The sequence below is a fragment of the Plantactinospora sp. A48 genome (assembly GCF_055793945.1).
In genome coordinates this window covers 81,760-106,166 of the sequence record NZ_JBTIXF010000016.1, presented here as the reverse complement: position 1 = coordinate 106,166, position 24,407 = coordinate 81,760, and the positions used below count along the sequence as shown (strand labels likewise).

The following is a 24,407-nucleotide window of genomic DNA, read 5'->3' as shown; positions in this document are numbered from 1 at the left end:
CCCACCGCTCCTGCCCGGGACCTCCCGCTCGCTCCCGCCCTCGGCCGGCGTGGCGCCTGACGAGGTCAGGCGATGGAGCAGGTGGCGCCGTTGAGGGTGAACGAGGTGGGCGCGGCCGTGTTGCCGGTGTGGGTGGCCTGGAAGCCGATGTCGACGGACCCGCCGGCGGCCAGCGCGCCGTTGTAGGACACGTTTCGGGCGGTTATCTGACCGCTGGAACCGGTGTACGTGGCGTTCCAGCCGCTGGTGATGGTCTGGCCGCCCGGCAGGGTGAACGCCAGCGCCCAGCCGTTGATCGCCGACGAGCCGCGGTTGGTGATCCGGATGCTGGCGGTGAGTCCGGTGTTCCAGGCGTTCGTCGTGTAGCCGACCTCGCAGGCGCCGGACTGGCTCGGTGGCGGGCTGGTGGGTGGCGTCGTGGTGGGCGGTGCGGTGGTGGGCGGTGCGGTGGTCGGTGGCGCCGTGGTGGGCGGTGCCGTGGTGGGCGGCGCGGTGGTCGGTGGTGGCGTGGTCGGGCCGCCGGTCGACGCGGCGACGGTGAGCAGCACCGCCTCGTTCGCGGGCACCGAGGTGGTGTAACCGGAGGAGAACGTGCCCAGGTTGGTCCCGGTCCAGGCGTTGCGAACGCTGGCCGTACCGGTGAGACCCAGGTTGGACCAGCGGACGGTGATGTCGGCGGTGCCGCCGGTCCGGTTGAGCAGCAGGACGGCCCGCCGGTCCTGACCGGTGAGGATCTTGCTGTAGACCTGCAGGCCGGACCGGTCCTCGGCGACCTTGGTGCCCTGCCGGCCCAGCGGATCCTGGTTGATGGCGATGACCTCGCGGTTGCCCAGGATCCCCGCGGTCTCAGCGCTCATCGTGGCGAGGTTGTTGCCGGCCAGCAACGGCGCCCCCGAGATGGCCCACAGGCCCAGATGGGTGCGGTTCTGCGCGGCGGAGAAACCGGGCATGCCCACGACGAGCATGTCGGGATCGTTGTAGTGACCCGGGCTCTGCGCGGCAGGGTGCTGCGCGGAGTCGAAGTTTCCCAGCACCCGACTCATGGACGGGCTCTGGCCGTAGTAGATGATGTCCTGGCTGGTCCGCCACATGGTCGACATGCCCGGTGCCCAGTCCCACGGGTTGGCGACACCCCAGTTGCAGATCGACAGGACCATCGGGCGGCCGGTCTGCGCGGTGGCGCGGGCGATCGAGTCGCTGATCGACTGGTAGGCGTTGCGCGCGTTCAGCCCCTCCGCCTGGCCACCGCACCAGTCCACCTTCACGAAGTCGAAGCCCCACTTCGAGAACTGCAGGAAGTCCTGGTCGTAGTGGCCCTCGCTGCCGCTGCCCGGTGCGGCGGGCCGGCCGGTCGGGTAGTAGTACCCGCAGCCGTCCCGGCCGGCGTCGGTGTAGATGCCGGCCTTGAGGCCCTTGCTGTGGATGTAGTCGGCGATCGCCTTCATCCCGCCGGGCCACTCGTTGGTGTCGACGGTGATGTTGCCGGCCGAGTCACGGGTACCCTGCCACCAGCCCTCGTCGATGTTGACGTACTGGTAGCCGGCGGCCGCCAGGCCGGAGGAGACCAGGGCGTCCGTCTGCTGCTTGATGACGCCGTAGTTGATCTTCGCGGCGAAGCTGTTCCACGATGCCCAGCCCATGGGCGGCGTGCTCACCACGTTGTTGGGGGCGGCCTGCGACGCCGACCGCCCGACGACCACGAGCCCGGTCGCCAGGAGGGTCAGCAGGCTTGCCTGGGTCAGCAGGAACACCCGTCGCCACGGGTGGGATCGCCGCGTCAACAACATGACTTCACTCCTTGATCAAGTCCTGGCCGATCGCCTGCGGGTCTCGGTGGTTAGCGCTAACATCCTCGGATCGCAGACCATGTCGCGCCCGCGCTCCGAACAGGGTGAGGCCGCCACCGGAATCCGGGCCGGCCGGCTCGGGGTCGTCCCTGGTGTTTCGCGCGCACCGGTGTCCACATGCGCCAGGCCGAAATGACCGGTCCGCCCCGTCCAGTGGTCGCCCGGTGAGCGGGCCCGCCATCGATGAACAAGAATCTCAGGTCGGGTCTGGAATAGCAATACGGCCGGCCCCGTCGCGCGGCGGCCGCCCCGCGCGGGACCGGATCCGTGGTCCGCCGTGCCGCCCCGGTCTCCTACCCAGGGTGGAGGCGTGGCTCCGACCGGGGGCCGCGACTACGGCTCGCGGTCGGACGCCGCCAGGGGGCGACGCCGGAAGCATCTACGACATGACCACCACAGTTGTTCGGCCGCGCCGCGCGGTGCGCCGGCACCGGCCGCTGATGCTGTTCGCCTCGACCATGGCGGTGCTGACCATCGTCTGCGCCGTCGGCCTCGTCGCCGACTCCCGGGTCCTCACCGGCGCACCGATCTGGCTGAAACCGTTCAAGTTCTCCGTCTCGCTCGCGGTGTACGCCAGCACGCTCGCCTGGATGATCTCCCTGCTGCCCCGACGTAGCCGGGTGGCGGACTGGGCTGGCACCATCATCGCCGTGCTGGGGCTGACCGAGATGGTGCTGATCGTCGGGCAGGTGCTGCGCGGTACCACCAGCCACTTCAACGAGACCACCCCGCTCAACGCCGCCCTGTTCCAGCTCATGGGCACGTCGATCATGCTGCTCTTCCTGGCGCACCTCGTGCTCGGGACGGCGGTGTTGCGCCAGCGGATCACGGACCGGGCCGCCGCTCGGGCGGTCGCGCTCGGACTGGGCCTGTCCCTGCTGGGCATGCTGGCGGCGGTCCCGATGGTGCTACCCGGCCACGCCCCGACGCCGGCGGGGATCACCGGCTCGCACAGCGTGGGCGTCGCGGACGGCGGGCCGGGCCTGCCGCTGGTCGGCTGGAGCACCGTCGGTGGAGACCTGCGGATCGGCCACTTCGTCGGCCTGCACGCCCTGCAGGCACTGCCGATCCTGGCGATCCTGCTGACCCGGTTCACCCGGCTGGACGAGCAGACCCGCGCTCGGCTGCTGGCGGTCGCGGGCGCCGGCTACGGCGTACTCACGATCCTGCTGACCTGGCAGGCCCTGCGCGGGCAGCCGTTGCTGCGTCCGGACGGCCCGACGCTGGCCGCCGCCGCGATCCTGCTGGGCGCCACCGCCGTCGCCGCCGGGGCGGTGCTGGCTCGCCGGCGGCGCCCGGAACTGGCGCTCGCGGCATGACCGTCATCCTGTTCGGCCTGACCTTCGCGGTGGCCGCGCCGTTCTGGGCGTTGATGATCGTGGTGCCACGGTGGTCCTGGACCGCCCGGATCATCGGCTCGCCGCTCATCGTGCTGCCGGTGCTGGCGATCTACGCGGTCCTGGTCGTCCTGGCACTCGGACAGGTGCTGCCCGCCGTCACATCGCCGAGCCTGGAGGGCGTCCGTGACCTGCTCGGCACCCCGACCGGCGCGGCGGCGGCGTGGGCCCACCTGATCGCCTTCGACCTGTTCACCGGCCGGTGGGCCTGGATCGACAGCCGCAAACGGGGGGTGCCGGCGCTGGTCATGGCTCCGGTGCTGCTGCTGACGATCCTGTTCGGACCGATCGGCCTGGCCGGATACCTCGCGGTCCGGACGGGATGGCGCGAACCGGCACCGTCGGCCCCGGACCGGTCCGCGTACCCCAGCGAACGGACGCCGTCGGCCCGGCCGGCGTCGAACGGTGAACGGGCGGGGTCAGACCGACCGGCGTCGAACGACCAGCGGGCGGGGTCAGACCGACCGGCGTCGAACGATCAGCGGGCGGGGTCAGACCGGCCGGCGTCGACCGGCGGCCCGGCGGCCCCTCCGGCTCGCCGACAGCAGCACCTAGGCTGAACCGATGCGGCTGCTGGGGCGGGTGTTCGACGCGCGGGACACGCTGGTCCGGCTGCTGCTGCTGGACCTCAGCGGTCTCGGCTATCTGCTCCTCGGCAACCACGCCGGGCACGCGCCGACCGGCTGGCAGTGGGTCCTCGCGCTGCTCGCGTTCGCCATCGCGCCGCTGTGCCACCGGCGGCTGCCGATCAACCTGATCGGGCAGGCCGCGCTGCTGGCGGTGGCGATCCAGGTTCTCGACGACAGGACGATCAACCAGGTGGGCGCCAGTTGGGCGCTGCTGGAGCTGGTCATGTCGGCGCGGGGGACCCGGATCGTCTGGCTGGGCGTCGGCCTGCTGGCCGCGGTGGATCTGAGCGACTCGATCGGCGACCCGTTCCGGCGGTTCCTGTCCGGTGTCTACGGCCTGACCGTGGAGGTCGGCGTGCCGCTGCTGCTGGGCCTGGTCGTCCGGGCCAGCCGGGAACTCGGCCGGCAGGCCGAGGAGCGGGCCCTGGCGGAGCAGCGCCGGTACGAGTCGGAGAGCCGGGCGGCCCGGGCCGACGAGCGCAGCGCGATCGCCCGCGAGTTGCACGACGTGGTCGCGCACCACGTGGCGTCGATGGTGCTGCGGGTCGGCGTGGCCCGGCACGTGTTCACCGATCTGGATCCGCGCGTGGCCGAGGTGTTCGACGACGTGCACGGCACCGGCACCGCGGCCCTGGCTGACCTGCGCCGGCTGGTCGCGGTGCTGCGCGACCCCGCCGGGGTACGCGGGGACGCCGCGCTGACCGCCATCGAACCCTCGGCGTTGCCGGCCGCGCTCGACGCGGCGGTCGACCGGGCTCGTCAGGCCGGGATCACGGTGCAGGCCGACCTCGACGCGGCGGTCGGCTCGCTCGACGCGGTCCGTGGCCTGGCGGTGCTGCGCCTGACCCAGGAGGCGCTGACCAACGTGGCCAAGCACGCCGGCACGTCGACGCTGGCCCGGCTGTCGGTCTCGGTGGTCGACGGGGCCGTCCACTGGGAGGTCTCGGACGACGGCGGCGGCTCGGTGCCGGTGCCGGTGCCGCCCGGTGGCGGGCACGGCATCACCGGGATGCGGGAGCGGGCGGAGGTGCTCGGTGGACGGCTGGAGGCCGGTCCGGCGGGTGCGGGCTGGCGGGTCCGTACCGTCCTGCCCGCCGCCACCCGGGACGGCGTCGACCGGCCGTCGGGGCCGGCCGTGCCGCAGCCGGCGGGGGAGTTGGGGTGATCCGGGTCCTGCTGGTCGACGACCAGCATCTGATCCGCGCGGGTCTGCGGATGCTCTGCGAGGCACAGCCCGACATGGAGGTGGTGGGCGAGGCCGACAACGGTCGCGACGCGGTCCCGCTCGCGGCCCGGCTCGTCCCCGATGTGGTCGTGATGGACCTGCGGATGCCGGGCGTGGACGGGATCACCGCGACCAGCCGGATCCTCGCCGATCGACCGGCCGTCCGGGTCCTGGTGCTGACCACCTTCGGCGACGACGACCATCTCTATCCCGCGCTGACCGCCGGCGCGTGTGGATTCCTGCTCAAGGACGCGCCTCCCACCGAACTGCTCGACGGGATCCGCCGGGCCGCGGCGGGCGACAGCCCGTTCAGCCCGGAGGTGCTGCGGCGTCTGGTCCAGCGCGCCGTGCGGGCCCGGGTCGAGACACCGCGCCCCGTCGAGGGCCTGACCTCGCGCGAACGCGAGGTGCTGAACCTGGTCGCCGACGGGTTGTCCAACACCGAGATCGCGGACCGGTTGCACATCGGCGTCACCACGGTCAAGACCCACATCACCAGCCTGATGACCAAGACCAACAGTCCCAACCGGGTACGGCTGGCGCTGCTCGCCCGGGGTGCGTGAGCGCACGGCCGGCGGGCGGCGAGGCGTTGACACCCGCGAATGTAAATACGATGCTGATCGTCGATGTTATCGTTCACATTCCCGTAGCCTCAACGGAGGAATTAGATGAGCCGTGGAAAGATCGGCCGCCGACTGGCGGCGGCTTGGGTGCCGCTGGCCCTGCTCGCGGCCAGCGTGGGAGCCACGGTCCTGTCCGCGCCGGCTGCGGAGGCGGCCACCACCGGGCCCTGCGACATCTACGCCTCGGGCGGTACGCCGTGTGTGGCCGCGCACAGCACCACCCGGGCGTTGTACGGCGCGTACACCGGCTCGCTGTACCAGGTGCGACGCTCCTCGGACAACACCACCCGGGACATCGCCCCGGTCAGCGCGGGCGGCGTGGCGAACGCCGCCACCCAGGACTCGTTCTGCGCTGGTACGACCTGCTTCATCACCATCATCTACGACCAGTCCGGCCGGGGTAACCACCTGACCCAGGCGCCCGGCGGCGGCGCGGCCGGCGGCCCGGACAACCTCGCCAACGCGACCGACGCGCCGGTCACGGTCGGCGGCCAGAAGGCGTACGGGGTGTTCGTCGCGCCCGGCACCGGCTACCGGAACAACCGGACCAGCGGCGTCGCCACCGGTGACCAGCCGGAGGGGATGTACGCCATCTTCGACGGCACGCACTACAACGGCGGCTGCTGCTTCGACTACGGCAACGCCGAGACGAACAACCTGGACAACGGCAACGGCCACATGGAGGCCATCTACTTCGGCAACCTCAGTTTCTGGGGCTCCGGGTCGGGCAGCGGCCCGTGGATCATGGCCGACCTGGAGAACGGGCTGTTCTCCGGCCTCAACCCGAAGAACAACCCGAACGACCCGAGCATCAGCCACCGGTTCCTGACCGCCATCGTCAAGGGCGAGCCGAACCACTGGGCGATCCGGGGTGGTAACGCGCAGTCCGGCGGCCTGTCCACCTTCTACAACGGGGCGCGCCCCAGCGTGTCGGGTTACAACCCGATGAAGAAGGAAGGCGCCATCATCCTCGGCATCGGCGGTGACAACAGCAAGAGTTCCGCCGGCACGTTCTACGAGGGCGTGATGACCTCCGGTTACCCGTCGGACGCCACCGAGGACGCGGTGCAGGCCAACCTCACGGCCGCCGGGTACGCGGCCACCAGCACGCCGCCGTCCGGCGCCCAGCGGATCGTGGGCGGCCAGTCCGGTCGCTGCCTCGAGGTGCCGAACTCGTCCACCACCAACGGCACCCAGACCCAGCTGTGGGACTGCAACGGATCGGCCGGCCAGGCGTGGACCTACACCTCCAGCCGGCAGTTGCAGGTGTACGGCAACAAGTGCCTGGACGCCAATGGCAAGGGCACGACCAACGGCACCACGGTGATCATCTGGGACTGCAACGGCGGCACCAACCAGCAGTGGAACGTCAACTCCAACGGCACCATCACGGGTCAGCAGTCCGGCCTGTGTCTGGACGCCAACGGCGCGGGTACGGCCAACGGGACGAAGATCATCCTGTGGGCCTGCAACGGCGGCGCCAACCAGCAGTGGAGCCGGCGTACCTGACCGGCCCGTCCCGGTGGGTGTGCGGTCGTCCGAAGGCGCGACCCGACCGCACACCCCGGGACACCCGCGATCCATCCCCCTGGAACGGCTCCCGGCCCGCATCTTCCCGGCCGGGAGCCGTTCCGGTCGGTCGGCCGTCCGGTCCGTGGTTGCGGTCGTGGGCCGTCCCGGTCTGCTGACCGGAGCCATATCGGTTTGCCGTCCTGTCCGTGCGGACGGCAGGATCGGGTGGTGGACGTACCTGAGATGATCAACGCGGGCGACGTGGTGCTCAAGCGCTGGGAGCCGGCGTGGGTCGACGAGCTGGCCGACGCGGTACGGGCCTCGCTGCCGGAGCTGACGCCGTTCATGCCCTGGGCACACGACGGCTACGGCGTCGAGGACGCCCGGACGTTCCTGACGCTGGCCGACGCCCAGTGGTCGGCGGGTACCGCCTATTCGTACGCGGTCTTCACCACGGTCGGTGAGCTGATCGGGTCCTGCGGGTTGATGACCCGGATGGGTCCCGGAATTCTGGAGATCGGCTACTGGATCCACACCGACCACACCGGGCGGGGCCATGCGACGGCGCTGGCCCGGTCCCTCGGCCGCGTCGCGCTGACCATGCCCGGCATCGACCGGGCGGCGATCCGGCACGACGTACGGAATGCCGCCTCGGCCCGGGTCGCGGCCAAGGCGGGTTTCACCGAGGTCGCCCGGGTCGAGGGTCAACCCGAGGCGCCCGGTGAGTCCGGTCTGACCGTCATCTGGGAACTCGCCGCCCCCGAGGGCTGACCAGCGTTCGGCGATTCCGCCGGGCTGTCCCGGACAGTCGGGTTTTCCCACCCCCCGCCCTGGGCACCGAGGGGGCGAGGGAAGGAGTTTCCATGCGGGAACGACGCATCGTGGTGGTCACCGGCGCAAGCGGCGGGATCGGTCGGGCGACAGCCAGGCGGTTCGCGGACACCGGCTCGGACGTCGCCCTGCTCGCGCGGGGCGAGGACGGGCTGGAGGAGGCGGCGGCCGAGGTCCGTAAGAGCGGCCGGGCCGCGTTACCGCTGTCGGTCGACATGGCCGACCACGAGGCGGTGGAGGCCGCCGCGAGCACCATCGAGGATCGGCTCGGTCCCGTGGACGTGTGGGTCAACGTCGCGTTCTCGTCGGTCTTCGCGCCGTTCCTCGAGATCACCCCCGAGGAGTTCGAGCGCGCCACCCAGGTCACCTACTTCGGATATGTCAACGGCACCCGGGCGGCGCTGCGGCGGATGCGTCCCCGGGACCGGGGGACGATCGTGCAGGTCGGCTCGGCCCTGGCGTACCGGGGCATTCCCCTGCAGAGCGCGTACTGCGGTGCGAAGCACGCCGTCCAGGGCTTCCACGAGTCGCTGCGCTGCGAGCTGCTGCACGACCGCAGTCGGGTCCGGGTGACGATGGTGCAGATGCCGGCGGTGAACACACCACAGTTCGACTGGGTGCTGTCCCGGCTGCCCCGGCACCCGCAACCGGTGCCGCCGATCTACCAGCCCGAGGTGGCCGCCAGGGCCGTGGTCTACGCCGCCGACCATCCGCGCCGCCGGGAGTACTGGGTCGGCGCGTCCACCGCCGGCACGCTGCTGGCCAACGCCGTGGCACCCGGCCTGCTCGATCGGTATCTCGCCCGCACCGGTTTCCAGTCCCAGCAGACCGACCAGGTCGATCACCGGGTCCGGGAGAACCTGTGGCGGCCGGCCGACGCCGCGCCCGGGACCGACGAGGGCGCGCACGGATCGTTCGACGCGAAGGCCACCGACCGCAGCGTTCAGCTCTGGGCCTCACAACACCACGGGCTGCTGGGCGCCTCCGTCGCGCTGCTCGGCGGCCTGGCCGCCTGGTCCTGGCGGCGAGCCCGGCACTGATCCGGGCAGGCCGCCGATACCTCGGACCGGGCGGCACGGCTTCCGACAGCGCGGGCCGGGGCCGGCGGTTCGACACCGGTCGGGTCCGCCGGTGTCGGCCCGGGTCCGACGGCGTGGGTGGGACCGGGTCAGCCGAGGATCGGCAGCAGCGCGGTCAACGTGTCCACGGTGTGGGTGGCCGTCAGGTGTGCGGGAAGGCGGCGGTCGTCGCGCCGGACGAAGGCCGTGTCGATTCCCAGCCGGGCCGCTCCGACGAGATCCGTCGCCGGGGAGTCGCCGACGTGGATGACGTCGCCGGCGGCCACGCCCAGCCGCCGCAGGGCCAGCCGGAACGGCTCGGGACGTGGCTTGTAGGCGCGGGCGTCCTCGCTGGTCACCACGCCGGCAACCGTGATGCCGTGGTGGTCGAGGACGGCTTCCAGGCTGCCCCGATCGGCGTCGGAGACCAGGCAGACCGGCAGGTCGAGGGCGGACAGGAACGGAAGGCTGTCGACGAACAGCGGCGGTTGGCGCTCCGACCCGATCTGCCGCCGATACAGCTGATCGGCGTCGACCCGTACCCCGAAGTGGGTCGCGGTCTCCTCGAGGCTGTGGACGTTCAGCTCCGCCAGCCGGCGGAAATCGGGACCGTGGGCGGCGTCGGCCATCGCCCAGATCCGCGCCGACCACTCTGCGGCGACAGCGGCCGGATCGACCCCGGCCAGCTCGGCGACCACGGCGGCGACCTCGGTCAGCCACGCCTCGTCATCGCGCACCAGCGTCCCGTACACGTCCAGCAGCACCGCCCGGTACACGTCGCGATCCTAGACCCCGGCGGCAGCCCCGCGGCGCCCGTGCTGCCGCGCCGCCGGGCTGCTGCGCCGCCAGTGCCGCGCCGCCGGGCCGCCAGGCTGGTGCGCCGCCGTGCTGCTGCGCCGCCAGACTGCTGGGCTGCCGGGCCGGGCGGCGCGTCCCCGGGCGGGCTCACCGGCTGGGCCGGGGTGCGCCGTCGGCGCCGAGCACGGTGTCGAGCCGTCCGTCGTGGTCGGCGTCCAGGTACGTGACGTCGGGTACGCCGTCGCCGTCGAGGTCGATCTGGACGATGTCGGCCACGCCGTCACCGTCCAGGTCGGTCACCACCTCGGTGGACCCGTCGGCGTGATGGGTGACGATCGACCGTGAACCGGCCGACGACACCGAAGCCGCGCGGGCCATCGTCCCCGGGGCAGATCCGTGAGGTGGTCCAATGACGCGCCCAGCCGCCACCGTCGCCGGCACCACCCTCGGGTCAACCATCGTCCCTGAGTCCGGCGCTGCTCCAAGGTCCGCCGCCGGGTTCCCGCCGCCGGACAGCGCAGTGCCGTCCCCGGCGGCCGGCTGGTAGCCGACGTCGGTGGGATCGATCTCCTCCTCGGACGGGTACACGTCGCCGCTCGCCGCGGGGTCCCGGTAGGTGCTCATGGGCGTACTCCTCGATGTCGATCTCGGATGGGTGTGGTCCGCAACCGGTTGTTGTCCGTGCTCCAGGTACCCGGTGGCCCGCTGATCGATGCCGACCCGGCCGGGTCGGGGTAGCGTGGTGGACCGCGACAATCGGGAGGCGCCGGATGACCACGGCCATCACCAACTGGGCCGGCAACGTGGAGTTCAGCACCCGCCGGCTGCACCGGCCGACCTCGGTGGCGCAGCTGTGCGACCTGGTGGGCAGCCGGAGTGCCGCCGGGATCCGGCTGCGGACGCTGGGCAGCGGGCACTCGTTCAACCGGATCGCCGACACCGACGGCGAGCTGGTGTCGCTGTCCGACCTGCCGTCCGGGATCGAGATCGACCCGGCCGACCGTACCGTCTCGGTCGCCGCCGGGGTCCGGTACGGCGAGTTGGCCGTCCAGCTGCACACGGCCGGCTTCGCGCTGCCCAACCTGGCCTCGCTGCCCCACATCTCGGTCGCCGGCTCCTGCGCCACCGGCACCCACGGCTCCGGTGACCGCAACGGCAGCCTGGCCACGGCGGTGTCCGCACTGGAACTGGTCACCGCGGACGGTGCGGCGCGGGTCCTGCGCCGCGGCCAGCCGGACTTCCCGGGCGCGGTCGTCGGACTGGGCCGCCTCGGCGTGGTCAGCCGGCTGTGGCTGGACATCGAACCGACCTACGAGATCAAGCAGTACGTCTTCGACGACCTGCCCCGGTCGATGGTGGACGAGCACTGGGCGGAGATCTTCGCCGACGGCTACAGCGTGAGCCTGTTCACCGACTGGACCAGCGGGAACTTCGGTACCGCGTGGCTCAAGCGGCGGGCCGACGACGGGCGGCCGGAACCCGGCCCGAACTGGTTCGGCGCGACCGCCGCCACCGGCCCGCGTCACCCGGTACCCGGTGTCGACCCGGCGGCCTGCACCCGGCAGGGCGGCGTACCGGGCCCGTGGCACGCCCGGCTGCCGCACTTCCGGCTCGAATTCACCCCGAGCGCCGGAGCCGAGCTGCAGTCGGAGTTCCTGCTGCCGCGTGACCGGCTGGTCGAGGCGCTGGCGGCGCTCGACGGAATCCACGACCGGATCGCCGCCGTCCTGCAGGTGAGCGAGATCCGCACGATCGCCGCCGACGAGCTGTGGCTCAGTCCGATGTACGGCCGGGACACGTCGGCCGTGCACTTCACCTGGGTGCCCGACGCCGCCGCGGTGGCGCCGGTGCTGGCCGACGTCGAGGAGCGGCTCGCGCCACTGTCCGCCCGGCCGCACTGGGGCAAGGTGTTCGACCTGGACCCGGCGGGCTCGTACGAGCGGCTGGCCGACTTCGCCGCGCTGGTCCAGCGGTACGACCCGACCGGCACGTTCCGCAACGACCTGGTGGACCGCTGGCTGGCCGGCACCCCGGCGGGGCGGACCGGGACCGCCGCCGGCACCCCGGTGGGCCGGTAGCGCGCCGCCGAACCCGGGGTAGCGCGCCGCCGGGAGTCCGGACGGACGGTGGGGGAGCGGCCCGGCTGAGCCGGTCGACCGGCGGAACCGGGCCGTCCGGCCCTGCCGGGCGGGTGGCCGGGCCGGGTACGAAGGACCTGGACGGCTTCGTCACCCGCCGCTGGGGCTGGATGCCGGACGATGGGAGGCCCTCGATGACCGCGATCTTCAATCCGACCGGTCCCGCTCCGCTGATCGTTCCCGTACCGCGTCCCGCGCCGCCGGTCCGGCCCGAACCGGAGCCGGCGGATGCCGGACAGCGCACCGGTGCGGCGGACGGGCGTACCCGGGAACCGGTTGGGAACGGACCCGTGGACCCGGCGGGCGCACCGGGCTGGTCGGTGTGTCTGCTGCCGGGACCGGACCCGACGGCCCTGGTGCCGGTCAGCTACCGGGGACGGCCGGTTGGCGCCTTCGTCCGGGTCGGTGACGAGATCCGGTACCGGCCGGTGGTGGACCTGCGGCAGGTCGTCGGCGCGGCGGCCGGCATGGTCGGCGCGCTCGCCGTGGCGGTCAGCGTCGCGACCGCGGTACGTCGGCGGCCGGCGATCGGCTCGGTCCGGATGGGCCCGGGTGGCTGGGTGAGCCTGCGCGGCGTACCCGGTGCGCGGGTGCGGTCCCGGCCCTGGTGGGCGACCCTGTTGCGGGCCCGGCCGCTGGACGGGAGCCGGCCTACGCGGATCGGCGCCGCCGGCCGGGGCCAGCGACGCCGATGCGCGTAGGGTCGGTCACTGACCGGGCCGCGGTACGTCTCCGCGCCAGCTGCCGGTTTCGGCGCCGCGCTTCTCGATGAACTCCTTGAAGCGCTTGGCGTCGGCCTTGACCTGCCGGTCGTCGGCGCCCACGACGTCGCCGGCCTTCTCCACCAGGCCCTCGGGTTGCCAGTCGAGCTGGATGGTGACCCGGGTCTGGCCGTCGGTCAGCCGGTGGAAGGTGACCACGCCGGCGTGCGTGGTGTCACCGTCGAGGCTCTTCCAGGCGACCCGCTCGTCGGGGTGCTGCTCGGTGATCTCTGCGTCGAACTCCCGCTTGACGCCCGCGATCTTGGTGACCCAGTGGGTACGCCGGTCGTTCAGCTGGGTGATGGACTCGACGCCACCCATGAACTCCGGGAAGGACTCGAACTGGGTCCACTGGTTGTACGCGGTACTGACCGGGACGTTCACGTCGATCGACTCGGTAATGGTGGACAAGGGAACCTCCTCATGAGCTGAACGGGTTCGGTTTTTCGATGCCCGGCCGGCGGATCGGCAAACCCGCCGGCGGCCGGTGCACGCCCTCGGATCGACGCCGCCGGTACCTGTTCGATACCCGTCGGATGGGTGTCGAAACGACGAAAGATTCGACGCAATATGCCTCGCTGCCCGATCCGGGCCGCGCAGTATGCCTCGCTGCCCGGTCCGGGCCCGCTGCCGCGTACCTGGTCCGGCGGTCCCGCGTCGCGGTTCGGTCGAACGGGGTTCACGAGCCGTCGGGTGGTCGCCGTCCGGCCTCCCGGTCGCCGCCCGGCCGGCCGGGGGACCGGATCGGCGCGAGTACGTCGTCGACCAGCGCGCACATCGTCGCCGAGGGTTCCAGTTGGAGTTCGCGGCGCAGCAGGTCCCGGTAGACGTAGAAGGCGTGCAGCGCCTCGTAGGCGTTGCCCTCCGCCAGGTGGATCTGCACGATCAGCCGGTGCGGCGTCTCGCGCAGCGGCTCGGCCGACATCGCCTCCAGTGCCGCCTGCAACGCGGCGCCGTGCTCACCGCCCCGCAGGTGCGCCCGCGCCACCTCCTCCAGCATGTGCAGGCGCAACTGTCGCAGTCGCTCGCGTTCCAGCAGCACCCAGTCGTCGTACCAGCCGGGCAGCAGGTCGTGCCGGCCGGCCGAGAGCACCCGGGTGGCCGGTCGGGGGTCCTGGCCCGCAGTCACCCGCTCGGCGGTCTGGACCAACTCGTCGACGTCCACCTCCACCAGCGGATCCAGCCGGACCGTGCCACCGGACACCACCAGCGGACAGCACCGGTCCTGCCGGATCCGCCACAGCGCCGTACGCAGGCAGGACAGCGCCCGACCCTCCGAGGTGTCCGGCCACAGCAGGCCGGACAGGTGCGCGCGGGTCGAGCCCGGTCGGAGCGCGACCAGCGCGAGCACCCGCTGCAAACCACGCGGTACGACCAGCGGACGTCCCCGGTCGAGCAGCCGGAACCCGCCGAGCAGCATCAGGCGTACGCCCGGCGGTGCCGTTCTCGGACCGGGTAACGACTGCGCGGTGTTCCTGGTCGTGGTCTTTCCAGAACTCACGGCTGAAACCCCCCGCACCGGAACCCGGTCGGCGAACCCACCCAGGCGGACTGGGCCGGGACACCGCTGTCACCGATCCGATCCCGGGTCGGGCGTCAACCACCAAAAGATAACAAACGTTATCTACCGGGCTACAGTGCGTCAATGGGCAGGTTGCCCATCCGACCCCTCCCGGTGTGTCGGAAGAACCGGCCTTGAGCTGCTGAAACTCCTCGCCGTCCGGCTGGTGCCACCCGGATCCTCCAAGGCGGGCGTCATCGGAGCGTCACGATCTCCGGAAACCTGTGAGTCCGCTGTGACAGGCCGGTGACAGCCCGGCCCGCACGCTCGACCCAGCCACGGCACGGCCCGACCCGGAGGCACCGACTCCACGCCGGGACCGGGCCGTCGCCGGGGACCGTCGAGGCTGGGGGGACAGATGCATCGTGCGCTCATCGTGGCCAGGATCGCGCCGGACGCGGCCGGCCGGGTAGCCGAGATCTTCGCGGAGTCCGACCGCACCGACCTGCCCGGCGTGGTGGGGGTGCGGCACCGCTCGCTGTACCAGCTCGGCGACCTCTACCTGCACCTGCTGGAGACCGTCGACCCGGCGTCCGTCGCGGTGGGCCGGGGGGCGGACCATCCCGAGTTCGCCCGGGTCAGCCAACGGCTTCGGCCGTACATCTCGCCGTACCTGCCGACCTGGCGGTCGCCCCGGGACGCCATGGCGGAATGCTTCTATCACTGGGATGCGCCCACCGCCCCCACGGCGCGGGCACCGGCGGACCGGTCCGGGCCGGCGACGGGGTCGGTCGGTCTGGCCGGAACGCTCGCCGACCCGGCGTCGCCGGTCGGCTCCGGACCCGCCGCGCCAGGGGCACCGACCGGGTCACAACCGACCGGGTCGACGTCGTGACGGCCCATCCCGGCGTCGAGCGACCGAGCTGGGTACGCTGCGCGGCCTGCACCGCGCTGCTCTACCGCAAGCGGTTGCGGCGCAACCTCGACGTCTGCCCGGAATGCGGCGACCATCGCCGGCTGACCGCGGCGGAGCGGATCGAACACCTGACCGATCCCGGTACCGTCGATCCGCTGCCGGCTGACCTGGGCCCGCACGACCGGCTCGACTTCGTCGACCGGGTGCCGTATCCGCGCCGGCTGGCCGCGGCCCGTGCGGCCACCGGGTTGACCGAGGCGGTCCACTGCGTCCAGGCCCGGATCGGCGGCCACCCGGTGGTGCTCGCCGTGATGGACTTCCGGTTCCTCGGCGGCAGCCTCGGCGCGGCCACCGGCGAACTGGTCAGCCGGGCTGCCGACCACGCCCTGGCCCGCCGCCTGCCGTACGTGGTGGTGACCGCCTCCGGTGGCGCCCGGATGCAGGAGGGCGCCCTGTCGCTGATGCAGATGGCGGCCACCGTGCAGGCGATGGACGCGCTCCGGTCGGCCGGACTGCTCACGGTCAGCGTGATCACCGACCCCACCTACGGCGGCGTGGCGGCCTCCTTCGCCACGGCGAGCGATGTGATCGTGGCCGAGAGCGGGGCACGGATGGGCTTCGCCGGCCCACGGGTGATCCGGCAGACCCTGGGCCAGGAACTGCCGGAGGGCTTCCAGACCGCGGACTTCCTGCTCGAACACGGCCACGTCGACATGGTCGTACCCCGGCGGCAGCTCCGCCCGGTGCTGGCCGCGCTGCTCGGCGCCTCCGCCCCCGCCAACCCGGCCACCGCTGCCGAGCCGATGGGGTCCGGCCCGTCGGCGACATCGGGCCGGACGGCCACGTCCGCTCCGCCCGTCCGGGTCGGCGCCGGTCCGGAGGCCGTGCCGGACGGGATGTTTCCGGGGGTACCGGCCGGACCGGCTGGCGGGACGCCGGCCTGGGACACCGTGCGGCTGGCCCGGGACAGCCGCCGGCCGACCACGCTGGACTACCTGGCCACCGCCTTCGACGGGTTCATCGAGTTGCGCGGCGACCGGGCCGGCGCGGACTGTCCGGCGGTGGTCGGCGGGTTGGCCCGGCTCGGTGACCTGCGGGTGGCGGTGATCGGCCACCAGAAGGGGCACGACACGGCCGAGCTGCTGGCCCGCAACTTCGGGATGGCCAGCCCGGCCGGCCACCGGAAGGCGACCCGGATCATGCGGCTGGCCGCCCGGCTCAGGTTGCCGCTGGTAACCCTCGTCGACACCCCGGGCGCCCACCCGGGCCTCGCGGCCGAACGTGAGGGGCAGGCCGCCGCCATCGCCGAGAGCATCCGGACGATGTCGGGGCTGCGGATCCCGACCGTCGCGGTGGTCACCGGCGAGGGCGGCAGCGGCGGCGCGCTCGCGCTCGCGGTGGCCGACACGGTGCTGCTGCTGCGCAACACGGTCTACTCGGTGATCAGCCCGGAGGGTTGCGCCGCCATCCTCTGGGACGACCGGTCGGCGGCACCCCGTGCCGCGACGGCGCTCCGGATGACCGCCCCGGATCTGCTCCGGCTCGGTGTGGTGGACGGGATCGTGGCCGAGCCGCCCGGTGGGGCGCACGCCGATCCGGTGGCCGCCGCCGACCTGCTGCGGGCCGCACTGATCGCGGCACTTCGGCCGCTGCTCGACGTACCGGCCGACGAGCTGGTGCGGCGGCGGACCCGGCGCTTCCGCAGCTACGCCCCGCCGGCCACGGCCGGTCCACCGCCGGTCGCTCCGGGTGCCGGCGGCGCTGGCCTGCCCGGTCAGCGCGGCGGGGGACGGTCATGACCGGGCCGCCGGTCGACGGGATCCAGGTCGACGGGATCCAGGTCGACGGGGCGCAGGTCGACGGGGTGCGGGTGGACGGGGTGCTGGCCGAGCTGCGGGCGCAGGCCCGCGAGCTGGTGGCAGAGGTGTCCGGGCCGTTGCGCCGGATCTCCGTACGTCGGGGGGACGCCGCGTTGGAGATCGAGTGGCAGGGCCCGGCGCTGGTCGGACCCGGGGCGGGTACGGACGGCGTACCCGCTCCCGGGACCGGCCGGTTCGGAGCCGGCGTCGTCCCGACGGCGGACGGCCCGGTCAGCGGAGCCGGATCGCACGTGGTGGCGTCGCCGATGGTCGGCACCTTCTACCGCTCACCCGAGCCGGGCAAGCCGCCGTTCGTGACGGTCGGCGATGTGGTGGGTCCGGACCAGGTGATCGGCGTCGTCGAGGCCATGAAGTTGATGAACGAGGTGACCGCCGGCCAGCCGGGCCGGGTGCTGGACCTGCTGGTCGGCGACGGCCAGCCGGTGGAGTACGGCCAGCCGCTGATCGCGCTGGCGCCGGTGTGACGAGGACGGGAACGGGGCGGGCGGATGTTCGAGAAGGTGCTGATCGCCAACCGGGGGGAGATCGCGGTACGGATCGCCCGGACCTGCCGCGAGCTGGGCATCCGGACCGTGGCCGTGCACTCGTCGGCCGACGACGACTCGGCGGTGGTCCGGCTGGCCGACGAGGCGGTGCGGATCGGGCCGGCGCCCAGCCGGCACAGCTATCTGAACGTGGCGGCCATCATCGAGGCGGCCCGGCGAACCGGTGCCGAGGCGGTGCATCCGGGTTACGGGTTCCTGGCCGAGGACGCCGACTTCGCGGAGATCTGCGCCGACAACGGACTGGTGTTCATCGGTCCGGACCCGGAGGTGGTCCGGGCGCTCGGTGACAAGTCCCGGGCGCTGGCCCTGATGCGCCGCGCCGGGCTGCCGGTGCCGCCGGGCAGCGCCGACACGCTGGCCAGCCTGGCCGAGGCCCGGCGGGCCGCCGAGGCGATCGGCTACCCGGTGATGCTCAAGTGCGCCGCCGGTGGTGGCGGCCGGGGGATGGCGGTGGTCGGGACGCCGGCCGAGCTGCCCGGGGCGTACGCCCGGACCCGGGCAACGGCCCAGGCCGTCTTCGGCGACGACCGGGTGTACGTCGAGCGGTACCTCAACCCGGCCCGGCACGTGGAGGTGCAACTCCTGCGGGACGGGTACGGCGCGGCCGTCCACCTCGGCACCCGCGAGTGCTCGGTACAGCGGCGGCACCAGAAACTGGTGGAGGAGGGGCCGGCGCCGGCCCTGTCGGCCACGACCCTGGCGGCGCTCGAAGCCGCCGCGCTGCACGGCGCCGAGGCGGTCGGCTACACCGGGGTGGGCACCTTCGAGTTCCTGGTCGACGAGGCGGAGCGGTTCCACTTCATCGAGGCGAACTGCCGGATCCAGGTCGAACACCCGGTCACCGAAATGATCACCGGCGTCGACCTGGTACGCGAGCAGCTGCACGTGGCCAGCGGCGGCCCGCTGCGGCTGACCCAGGCAGACGTGGTCACCCGGGGATTCGCCGTCGAGTGCCGGGTCAACGTCGAGGATCCGGACCGCGCCTTCCTGCCCACCGCCGGCCGGCTGGAGGTCTTCCAGCCGCCCGCCGGGCCGTTCACCCGGGTCGACACCCACGGTTTTCCCGGCTACGTCGTCACCCCGCACTACGACTCGCTGCTCGCCAAGGTGCTGACCTGGGCGCCCGAGCGTGAGTTGGCGATCGACCGGATGGACCGCGCGCTGCACGAGTTCCGCGTCGCCGGCCCCGGCCTCCGTACCACCATCCCGTTCCTGCGGCGGATCCTCGACGACGCGGCCTTCCGCAAGGGGCGTTACTCGACCGGGCTGGTCGACCGGCTGACCGCCGGCCCGCCGCCGGCGCCGCCGCCGTCCGCCGCGCAGTCCTGACCCGGAGCCGGCGGTATCCGGCGCGCAGTCCCGATCCACCAGCCGGTACCCGGCGCGCATTCCTATGGAGGAGCCATGACGCTCGAACAATCGTCCCGACCGGCGGCAAGCCCGGTCGACATCACCGCGATCCTGGTCCGGCACTGCGGACTGGACGCCGAGGCGGCGGACGCGGCTCCGACCGCCTCCCTGGCCGACCTGGGCATGGACTCGCTCGCCCTGCTCGAACTCCAAGCGGTGGTCGCGGACCGCTACGGCGTGTCGCTGCCCGAGGAGGCCATCCTGCTGAGCATCGCGGAGATCGCCGAGCTGGTGGCGCGGCAGACCGACGGCGCGGGTCCGCCGCCCGGACACACCGAGAACTCGGTGCTGATCGACGCGCCTTTCGACCTGGTCTGGGAGCTGACCAACGACGTGGCCGGCTGGCCCACCCTGTTCACCGAGTACGCGGCCGTGGAGGTGCTGCGGCGTACCGGCGACACGGTGTTGTTCCGGCTCACCATGTTTCCGGACGAGAACGGCGTGTCGTGGAGCTGGGTCAGCGAACGCACCGCCGACCGGGACCGCCGGGAGGTCCGGGCACACCGGGTGGAGACCGGTCCCTTCGCGCACATGCGGATCCACTGGCGCTACACCGAGGAGCCCGGCGGGACCCGGATGACCTGGGTGCAGGACTTCGCGCTGCGGCCCGAGGCCCCGGTGAACGACGCGCAGATGACCGACCGGATCAACGCCAACAGCCGGGTGCAGCTGGACATCATCCGGCAGCGGATCGAGCGCCTCGCCCGGCAGCGGGCGGCTGGCGACCGGGTACCGACGGCCCGGTCCGGCCCGCCGACGCCGGCCACCGCCGACCAGGGCGGCACCGACCAGGACGTGGCGGGCATCGCGGACCGGAGCGCGTCGGGCATCGCCGGTCAAGGTGCGCCGGTCGCCGCTGGCCGGGGCGCGTCGGCTGCTGCGGACCCGGGAGCCGGCGATGAGTGACCGGCCGGGTGTGGTGGCGGCCCGGGACATCCCGGCCGACCGGCGACGCGGCGCGGAGCTGCGGGTCCTGCTCGGTCCCCGGACCGTGGGCAGCACCTCCGGTTTCATGGGGGTGGCGAACCTGCGGCCGGGCGAGCGGATCGCCGAGCACTACCACCCGTACAGCGAGGAGTTCCTGTACGTCGCGCACGGCGCGATAGTGGTGGACCTGGACGACGTGCCGGTGCCGATCGGCTCCGGCGAGGCCCTGCACATCCCGATCGGCACCCGGCACCGGCTGCGCAACATCGGCACCGAGCCGGCCGAGGTGGTCTTCCAACTGGGTCCGCTGGCGCCCCGCCCGGAACTCGGGCACGTCGACACCGAGACCACCGCTCCGGTGCCGGCTCCCGGCGTACCACCTGCGCCGGTCGGACCGGGCCCGGCGGGTGCGGCCGGCGCACCGGCGACGGCGGGTGCGCCGGGTCCGGCCGTCGCCGTGGAGGCGTCGCCGTGACCGGGCGGCAGGTGGTGGTGACCGGGGTGGGGGTGGTGGCACCCGGCGGCGGCACCCGGGACGAGTTCTGGGCCACCGTCACGGCTGGCCGGACCGCCACCCGGCGGATCACCCTGTTCGACCCGGCGCCGTTCCGCTCCCAGATCGCCGCCGAGTGCGACTTCGATCCGGCCGCCGCCGGACTCACCGCCGACGAGGTGCGGCGCTGCGACCGGTACGTCCAGTTCGCCCTGGCCGCCACCCGGGAGGCGCTGATGGACAGCGGGTTGGAACTGACCGACTCGGCGCGGGAACGCGCCGGCGTGGTGCTCGGCTCGGCGGTCGGCGGCACCACCGCGCTGGAACGGGAGTACGTGGCGTGCAGCGACTCCGGGCGGCGCTGGCTGGTGGACCCGGCCCGGACCACACCACACCTGTATCCGGCGCTGGTGCCCAGCAGCCTGGCCGCCGACGTGGCCTGCCGGTACGGCCTGCACGGTCCGGCGCAGGTGGTCTCCACCGGCTGCACCTCCGGGATCGACGCCATCGGGTACGCGCAGCAGCTCGTCGCGGACGGCGAGGCCGACGTGGTGATCGCCGGCGCCTCGGACAGTCCCATCTCACCGGTCACCGTGGCGTCGTTCGACGCGATCCGCGCCACCACCGCCGAGAACGCCGACCCGGCGCACGCCTCCCGGCCGTTCGACCGGGACCGCAGCGGGTTCGTGCTGGCCGAGGGCGCCGCCGTACTGGTGCTGGAGGAACTGTCCCACGCCCGCCGCCGGGGAGCCCGGATCTACTGCACCGTGGCCGGGTACGCCAGCCGCAGCAACGGCTATCACATGACCGGGCTGCGGCCGGACGGGGTGGAGATGGCGTTGGCCATCACCGACGCCCTCGACCAGGCCCGGCTGGACCCGACCGCGGTGTCGTACGTCAGCGCGCACGGCTCCGGCACCCGGCAGAACGACCGGCACGAGACCGCCGCCCTCAAGCGCGCCCTCGGCCCGGCCGCGTACGACGTGCCGATCAGCTCCCTCAAGTCGATGGTGGGCCACTCGCTGGGCGCCATCGGCTCGATCGAGATGGCGGCCTGCGCGCTGGCCATCGACACCGGCGTGGTGCCGCCCACCGCCAACTGGGCCAACCGGGATCCCGAGTGCGACCTGGACTACGTACCCAACACGGCCCGCGAGGTGGCCGTCGAGGTGGCGCTGTCGGTGGGCAGCGGGTTCGGCGGGTTCCAGTCCGCGATGGTGTTCCGCCGCAGCCCGGAGCCGGTCCGGTGACCGGTGGCGGGGGTGCGGCGGTGACCGCTGGCGGGGCCGGGGCCGGCGGTGGTACCGGCGGTGCGGCGGGTGCGGTGCCGGACGCTCGGGACGGTCGCACGGGTCGCACGGCTCGGGACGGTCGCACAGCTCGGGACGGTCGCACGGGTCGGGACGGTCGGGCGGGTCGAGATGGTCGGGACGGTCGGGCGGATCCGGACGGTCCCCGGGCGGTGATCACCGGCATCGGCGTGGTGGCACCGACCGGCGTCGGCGCCGACCAGCACTGGAAGCGGGTGCTCGCCGGGGAACACCGGATCGCCCCGATCACCCTGTTCGACGCGACGCCGTACCCGGTCACCCTGGCCGGTGAGGTGGCCGACTTCGATCCACACGCCTGGACCGACAACCGGCGGATCGTCCAGACCGACCGGTGGACCCACCTCGGGTTCGCCGCCACCCGGCTGGCGCTGGCCGACGCCGGGCTCACCGGGCCGGGCGGCGACCCGTACTCGGTGGCGGTCACCCTGGCCAGCTCGTCCGGGGGCAACCTGTTCGGGCAGCGCGAGTTGCAGCGGCTGTGGAGTCAACCGGCGCGCACCGTCGGGGCGTACCAGTCGATCGCCTGGTTCTACGCGGCCAGCGTCGGACAGCTGTCCATCGCGCACCAGTTCAAGGGCCCGTGCGGGGTGCTGGCCACCGAGGCGGCCGGCGGGCTGGACAGCCTGGCGCACGCGGTCCGTACCATCCGCCGGGGCACCCCCGTGGTGATCGCCGGCGGCACCGAGTGCCCGCTCAGCCCGTACGCGCTGACCTGTCACCTGCGCAACGGGCTGCTCAGCACGGCGACCGACCCGGACCGCGCGTACCGGCCGTTCGACGTCGCGGCCGGCGGCTACGTTCCGGCGGAGGGCGGCGCGGTCTTCGTGGTGGAGGACCTGGCGCACGCCCGGTCCCGGGGCGCGCCGGTGATCTACGGCGAGGTGCTGGGCTGGGGCGCCACGCACGACGCCCGGCACACCGACCCCGACGGTGAGCCCGGCGCCGGACACTACGCCCGCGCGATGGAACTGGCGGTGCGCCGGGCCGGCGTACGGCCCGCCGAGGTCGCCCTGGTGGTGCCGGACGCGCTCGGTGTTCCCGGGTACGACCGGGCCGAGGCGCGGGCGCTGCGGTCGGTGTTCGGTCCGACCACCCCGCCGGTGAGTACCCAGAAACCCCTCACCGGGCGGGCCCACCAGGGCGGTTCGGCGCTGGACGTGGCCACCGCCCTGCTGGCGCTGCGCCACAACCTGCTGCCGGCCACGGCCGGTCTGGACCGGCCGGCACCCGGCTGCGAGCTGGACTTCGTCCGGGAACCGCGCCGCCCTCGCGGCGACACGGCCCTGGTCTGCGCCCGCGGCTACGACGGGTTCAACAGCGCGGTCCTGCTCCGCGCCTGGACCCAGCGATGAAAGGAAGGGCACCTTCTTATCGTTTTCGGTATAGGAAGGGCCCCCTGTTAACCACCGGGTCGAGCCGTGCCGCGCCGGGTCGAGCCGTGCCGCGCCGGTGGGGTCAGCCGAGTCGGTCGGTGCGGTCGGTTTCCAGGATCAGCAGGTACAGGCTGAGCCGGATGGGCGTGGCGGTCAGCAACTCATGTGCCAGCAGTCCGCCGGTCTGCGGGTCGAACACCAGCACAGTCTGCTGGTGGTGTTCCCGATCGTCGAACGTGACGGCCACCCCGGTCCGGCCGGCCCGGTCGGTCACCGTGCCGCGCCAGCGCAGCCCCGGCACGTCGGCGAGGACCCGGAGGATTTCCGCCCGGGTGGCACGGGGGACGACGTGGCGGGAGAAGACGGTGACGACCGGCTTGCCCACGGAACCACCGCCATACCGGACGTCGAGCAGGTCTGCCAGCCCGGCCCGGTCGGTCGGCAGCGGCGGGATGTCGAGCGGTGGCAGCGGATCCCCGACCGGCCCGCCGCCGGAAATGCCGGGCCGGCTGGCGGCAACATCGGGACCGCCGGGTCGCGTGCCGGGACCCGACGGGCCGGCCGTCTTCTCGACCGGCAGGTGGCGCTGCCAGTAGTCCCGGGAGGCGGCGTCGGGATACTCCGGCTCCAGCCGCCGGACCCGCTGCCAACCCGTGCCGTCGGCCCGCTGCCAGGTCCGCGTCTCGTCGGCGTAGGCCACGCTGTACCCCTCGGGGGAGGTCAGCACCGGGTCCCCCCAGGCCCTGGTCCGGTGGTACGCGTACCCGCCGGTGTGGTTGTCGTACGGCGCGGCGCCGACCCGGTCGGCCAGCTCCCGCAGCTTGGTCGCGGCGGCCGTGCCGCCGGTGTCGGCCGAGTAGGCGATCGGCACCAGAACACCGCCTCCCGGCCCCGGATCGGCTGGCCCCGGATCTGCCGGGTCCGGATCGGCCAGGTCCGGATCGGCGATCCGGCCCGGTCCGCCATGGGGGCCCCGGTCGAGGACGGCCGCGCCGCCAGCCGCGACAGTCACCGCGGCCAGGGCGCCGGCGGCCAGCACCAGGCGGCGGTTCGGCCGGGCGTACCGTCGCGAGACCTCCCGCGCGGGCGTGGACTCGGCCCGGACGATCAGGTCCCGCGCCGAGAGCCGGTACGGCACCTCGGTCGCGCCCAGGACCGGATCGGCGGGCTTGAGCAGGGTACGGATGTGCTCTTCTCCGAACATGGGAACCT

At 73.2% G+C, this 24,407-nt stretch carries 20 protein-coding genes and 3 pseudogenes; 17 read left to right on the top strand and 6 right to left on the bottom strand.

Annotated features, from left to right (window positions below):
• Positions 1-65: 65 nt before the first annotated feature.
• Entirely contained in the window at positions 66-1,787 is a 1,722-nt protein-coding gene (locus ACXN5W_RS11875; protein ID WP_473158267.1) for a cellulose binding domain-containing protein, read from the bottom strand.
• 446 nt (positions 1,788-2,233) lie between these two features.
• Between ACXN5W_RS11875 and ACXN5W_RS11870 the strand changes: the two genes are divergently transcribed.
• The 7 genes from ACXN5W_RS11870 to ACXN5W_RS11840 all read left to right on the top strand — a co-directional run bounded on the left by ACXN5W_RS11870 (position 2,234) and on the right by ACXN5W_RS11840 (position 9,104).
• The gene (locus tag ACXN5W_RS11870; protein WP_473158266.1) at positions 2,234-3,166 is read left to right on the top strand and encodes a hypothetical protein; all 933 of its coding nucleotides are present in this window, start codon (positions 2,234-2,236) and stop codon (positions 3,164-3,166) included.
• Positions 3,163-3,804 (top strand): ABA4-like family protein, encoded by a 642-nt coding sequence (locus ACXN5W_RS11865; protein ID WP_473158265.1) that lies wholly within the window; start codon positions 3,163-3,165, stop codon positions 3,802-3,804. Before ACXN5W_RS11870 ends, ACXN5W_RS11865 begins: the two co-directional genes overlap by 4 nt.
• A 4-nt stretch (positions 3,805-3,808) precedes the next feature.
• Complete coding sequence (locus ACXN5W_RS11860; RefSeq protein ID WP_473158264.1) at positions 3,809-5,038, top strand: sensor histidine kinase; 1,230 nt, start codon at positions 3,809-3,811, stop codon at positions 5,036-5,038.
• Complete coding sequence (locus tag ACXN5W_RS11855; RefSeq protein ID WP_473158263.1) at positions 5,035-5,661, top strand: response regulator transcription factor; 627 nt, start codon at positions 5,035-5,037, stop codon at positions 5,659-5,661. Before ACXN5W_RS11860 ends, ACXN5W_RS11855 begins: the two co-directional genes overlap by 4 nt.
• Positions 5,662-5,766: 105 nt before the next feature.
• A complete protein-coding gene (locus ACXN5W_RS11850; RefSeq protein ID WP_473158262.1) occupies positions 5,767-7,230 on the top strand; it encodes an arabinofuranosidase catalytic domain-containing protein in 1,464 nt (487 codons plus the stop codon).
• A 231-nt stretch (positions 7,231-7,461) separates the two neighbouring features.
• Positions 7,462-8,004: a GNAT family N-acetyltransferase gene (locus ACXN5W_RS11845; RefSeq protein ID WP_473158261.1), complete on the top strand. Its 543-nt coding sequence runs from the start codon at positions 7,462-7,464 to the stop codon at positions 8,002-8,004.
• A 92-nt stretch (positions 8,005-8,096) separates the two neighbouring features.
• A complete protein-coding gene (locus tag ACXN5W_RS11840; RefSeq protein ID WP_473158260.1) occupies positions 8,097-9,104 on the top strand; it encodes an SDR family oxidoreductase in 1,008 nt (335 codons plus the stop codon).
• Positions 9,105-9,232: 128 nt separating this feature from the next.
• Here the strand turns inward: ACXN5W_RS11840 and ACXN5W_RS11835 are convergent, their stop codons facing one another.
• Together ACXN5W_RS11835 and ACXN5W_RS11830 are read right to left on the bottom strand one after the other, a co-directional pair.
• A complete protein-coding gene (locus tag ACXN5W_RS11835; protein ID WP_473158259.1) occupies positions 9,233-9,898 on the bottom strand; it encodes an HAD family hydrolase in 666 nt (221 codons plus the stop codon).
• Between the two features lie 169 nt (positions 9,899-10,067).
• Entirely contained in the window at positions 10,068-10,544 is a 477-nt protein-coding gene (locus ACXN5W_RS11830) for a hypothetical protein (RefSeq protein WP_473158258.1), read from the bottom strand.
• 146 nt (positions 10,545-10,690) lie between these two features.
• Here ACXN5W_RS11830 and ACXN5W_RS11825 point away from each other — a divergent pair, with 146 nt between their 5' ends.
• Both ACXN5W_RS11825 and ACXN5W_RS11820 read left to right on the top strand, forming a co-directional pair.
• Positions 10,691-11,998, top strand: a complete 1,308-nt coding sequence (locus ACXN5W_RS11825; protein WP_473158257.1) for an FAD-binding protein — start codon at positions 10,691-10,693, stop codon at positions 11,996-11,998.
• A 194-nt stretch (positions 11,999-12,192) separates the two neighbouring features.
• Positions 12,193-12,759: a hypothetical protein gene (locus tag ACXN5W_RS11820; protein ID WP_473158256.1), complete on the top strand. Its 567-nt coding sequence runs from the start codon at positions 12,193-12,195 to the stop codon at positions 12,757-12,759.
• 6 nt (positions 12,760-12,765) lie between these two features.
• Here ACXN5W_RS11820 and ACXN5W_RS11815 read toward each other — a convergent pair whose 3' ends face one another.
• Entirely contained in the window at positions 12,766-13,230 is a 465-nt protein-coding gene (locus tag ACXN5W_RS11815; RefSeq protein WP_473158255.1) for an SRPBCC family protein, read from the bottom strand.
• 268 nt (positions 13,231-13,498) lie between these two features.
• On the bottom strand, positions 13,499-14,239 hold the full coding sequence (locus tag ACXN5W_RS11810; RefSeq protein WP_473158273.1) for an AfsR/SARP family transcriptional regulator: 741 nt from the start codon (positions 14,237-14,239) through the stop codon (positions 13,499-13,501).
• A gap of 499 nt (positions 14,240-14,738) precedes the next feature.
• Between ACXN5W_RS11810 and ACXN5W_RS11805 the strand changes: the two are divergent.
• The 8 genes and pseudogenes from ACXN5W_RS11805 to ACXN5W_RS11770 all read left to right on the top strand — a co-directional run.
• Positions 14,739-15,056, top strand: a pseudogene (locus ACXN5W_RS11805) (TcmI family type II polyketide cyclase); the annotation flags it as partial.
• A 155-nt stretch (positions 15,057-15,211) separates the two neighbouring features.
• Positions 15,212-17,035 carry an acetyl-CoA carboxylase carboxyl transferase subunit alpha gene (gene accA / locus ACXN5W_RS11800; protein WP_473158254.1) on the top strand — a complete coding sequence of 608 codons (1,824 nt, stop codon included), beginning with the start codon at positions 15,212-15,214 and terminating at the stop codon, positions 17,033-17,035.
• The gene (locus ACXN5W_RS11795; protein WP_473158253.1) at positions 17,032-17,580 is read left to right on the top strand and encodes an acetyl-CoA carboxylase biotin carboxyl carrier protein; all 549 of its coding nucleotides are present in this window, start codon (positions 17,032-17,034) and stop codon (positions 17,578-17,580) included. The genes accA and ACXN5W_RS11795 overlap by 4 nt, the downstream gene beginning before the upstream one ends.
• Positions 17,581-17,604: 24 nt before the next feature.
• Entirely contained in the window at positions 17,605-18,990 is a 1,386-nt protein-coding gene (locus tag ACXN5W_RS11790; protein ID WP_473158252.1) for an acetyl-CoA carboxylase biotin carboxylase subunit, read from the top strand.
• 75 nt (positions 18,991-19,065) lie between these two features.
• Positions 19,066-19,797 (top strand): annotated as a pseudogene (locus ACXN5W_RS11785) (SRPBCC family protein); the annotation flags it as partial.
• Between the two features lie 172 nt (positions 19,798-19,969).
• A pseudogene (locus ACXN5W_RS11780) lies at positions 19,970-20,344 on the top strand (cupin domain-containing protein); the annotation flags it as partial.
• Between the two features lie 125 nt (positions 20,345-20,469).
• The gene (locus ACXN5W_RS11775; protein ID WP_473158251.1) at positions 20,470-21,741 is read left to right on the top strand and encodes a beta-ketoacyl-[acyl-carrier-protein] synthase family protein; all 1,272 of its coding nucleotides are present in this window, start codon (positions 20,470-20,472) and stop codon (positions 21,739-21,741) included.
• 212 nt (positions 21,742-21,953) lie between these two features.
• On the top strand, positions 21,954-23,174 hold the full coding sequence (locus tag ACXN5W_RS11770; RefSeq protein WP_473158250.1) for a beta-ketoacyl synthase N-terminal-like domain-containing protein: 1,221 nt from the start codon (positions 21,954-21,956) through the stop codon (positions 23,172-23,174).
• Between the two features lie 103 nt (positions 23,175-23,277).
• On the opposite strand, the gene ACXN5W_RS11765 is transcribed toward ACXN5W_RS11770, so the two are convergent.
• Complete coding sequence (locus tag ACXN5W_RS11765; protein ID WP_473158249.1) at positions 23,278-24,399, bottom strand: CU044_5270 family protein; 1,122 nt, start codon at positions 24,397-24,399, stop codon at positions 23,278-23,280.
• Between the last annotated feature and the right edge of the window lie 8 nt (positions 24,400-24,407).

Bases quoted from the DNA above. Each gene is read 5' to 3' on its own strand.
- ACXN5W_RS11850 (WP_473158262.1), top strand. From the start codon at position 5,767: ATGAGCCGTGGAAAGATCGGCCGCCGACTGGCGGCGGCTTGGGTGCCG.
- ACXN5W_RS11865 (WP_473158265.1), top strand. From the start codon at position 3,163: ATGACCGTCATCCTGTTCGGCCTGACCTTCGCGGTGGCCGCGCCGTTC.
- ACXN5W_RS11875 (WP_473158267.1), bottom strand. From the start codon at position 1,787: ATGTTGTTGACGCGGCGATCCCACCCGTGGCGACGGGTGTTCCTGCTG.
- ACXN5W_RS11795 (WP_473158253.1), top strand. From the start codon at position 17,032: ATGACCGGGCCGCCGGTCGACGGGATCCAGGTCGACGGGATCCAGGTC.
- ACXN5W_RS11840 (WP_473158260.1), top strand. From the start codon at position 8,097: ATGCGGGAACGACGCATCGTGGTGGTCACCGGCGCAAGCGGCGGGATC.
- ACXN5W_RS11870 (WP_473158266.1), top strand. From the start codon at position 2,234: ATGACCACCACAGTTGTTCGGCCGCGCCGCGCGGTGCGCCGGCACCGG.
- ACXN5W_RS11790 (WP_473158252.1), top strand. From the start codon at position 17,605: ATGTTCGAGAAGGTGCTGATCGCCAACCGGGGGGAGATCGCGGTACGG.
- ACXN5W_RS11810 (WP_473158273.1), bottom strand. From the start codon at position 14,239: ATGCTGCTCGGCGGGTTCCGGCTGCTCGACCGGGGACGTCCGCTGGTC.
- ACXN5W_RS11830 (WP_473158258.1), bottom strand. From the start codon at position 10,544: ATGAGCACCTACCGGGACCCCGCGGCGAGCGGCGACGTGTACCCGTCC.
- ACXN5W_RS11825 (WP_473158257.1), top strand. From the start codon at position 10,691: ATGACCACGGCCATCACCAACTGGGCCGGCAACGTGGAGTTCAGCACC.
- ACXN5W_RS11820 (WP_473158256.1), top strand. From the start codon at position 12,193: ATGACCGCGATCTTCAATCCGACCGGTCCCGCTCCGCTGATCGTTCCC.
- ACXN5W_RS11860 (WP_473158264.1), top strand. From the start codon at position 3,809: ATGCGGCTGCTGGGGCGGGTGTTCGACGCGCGGGACACGCTGGTCCGG.
- ACXN5W_RS11765 (WP_473158249.1), bottom strand. From the start codon at position 24,399: ATGTTCGGAGAAGAGCACATCCGTACCCTGCTCAAGCCCGCCGATCCG.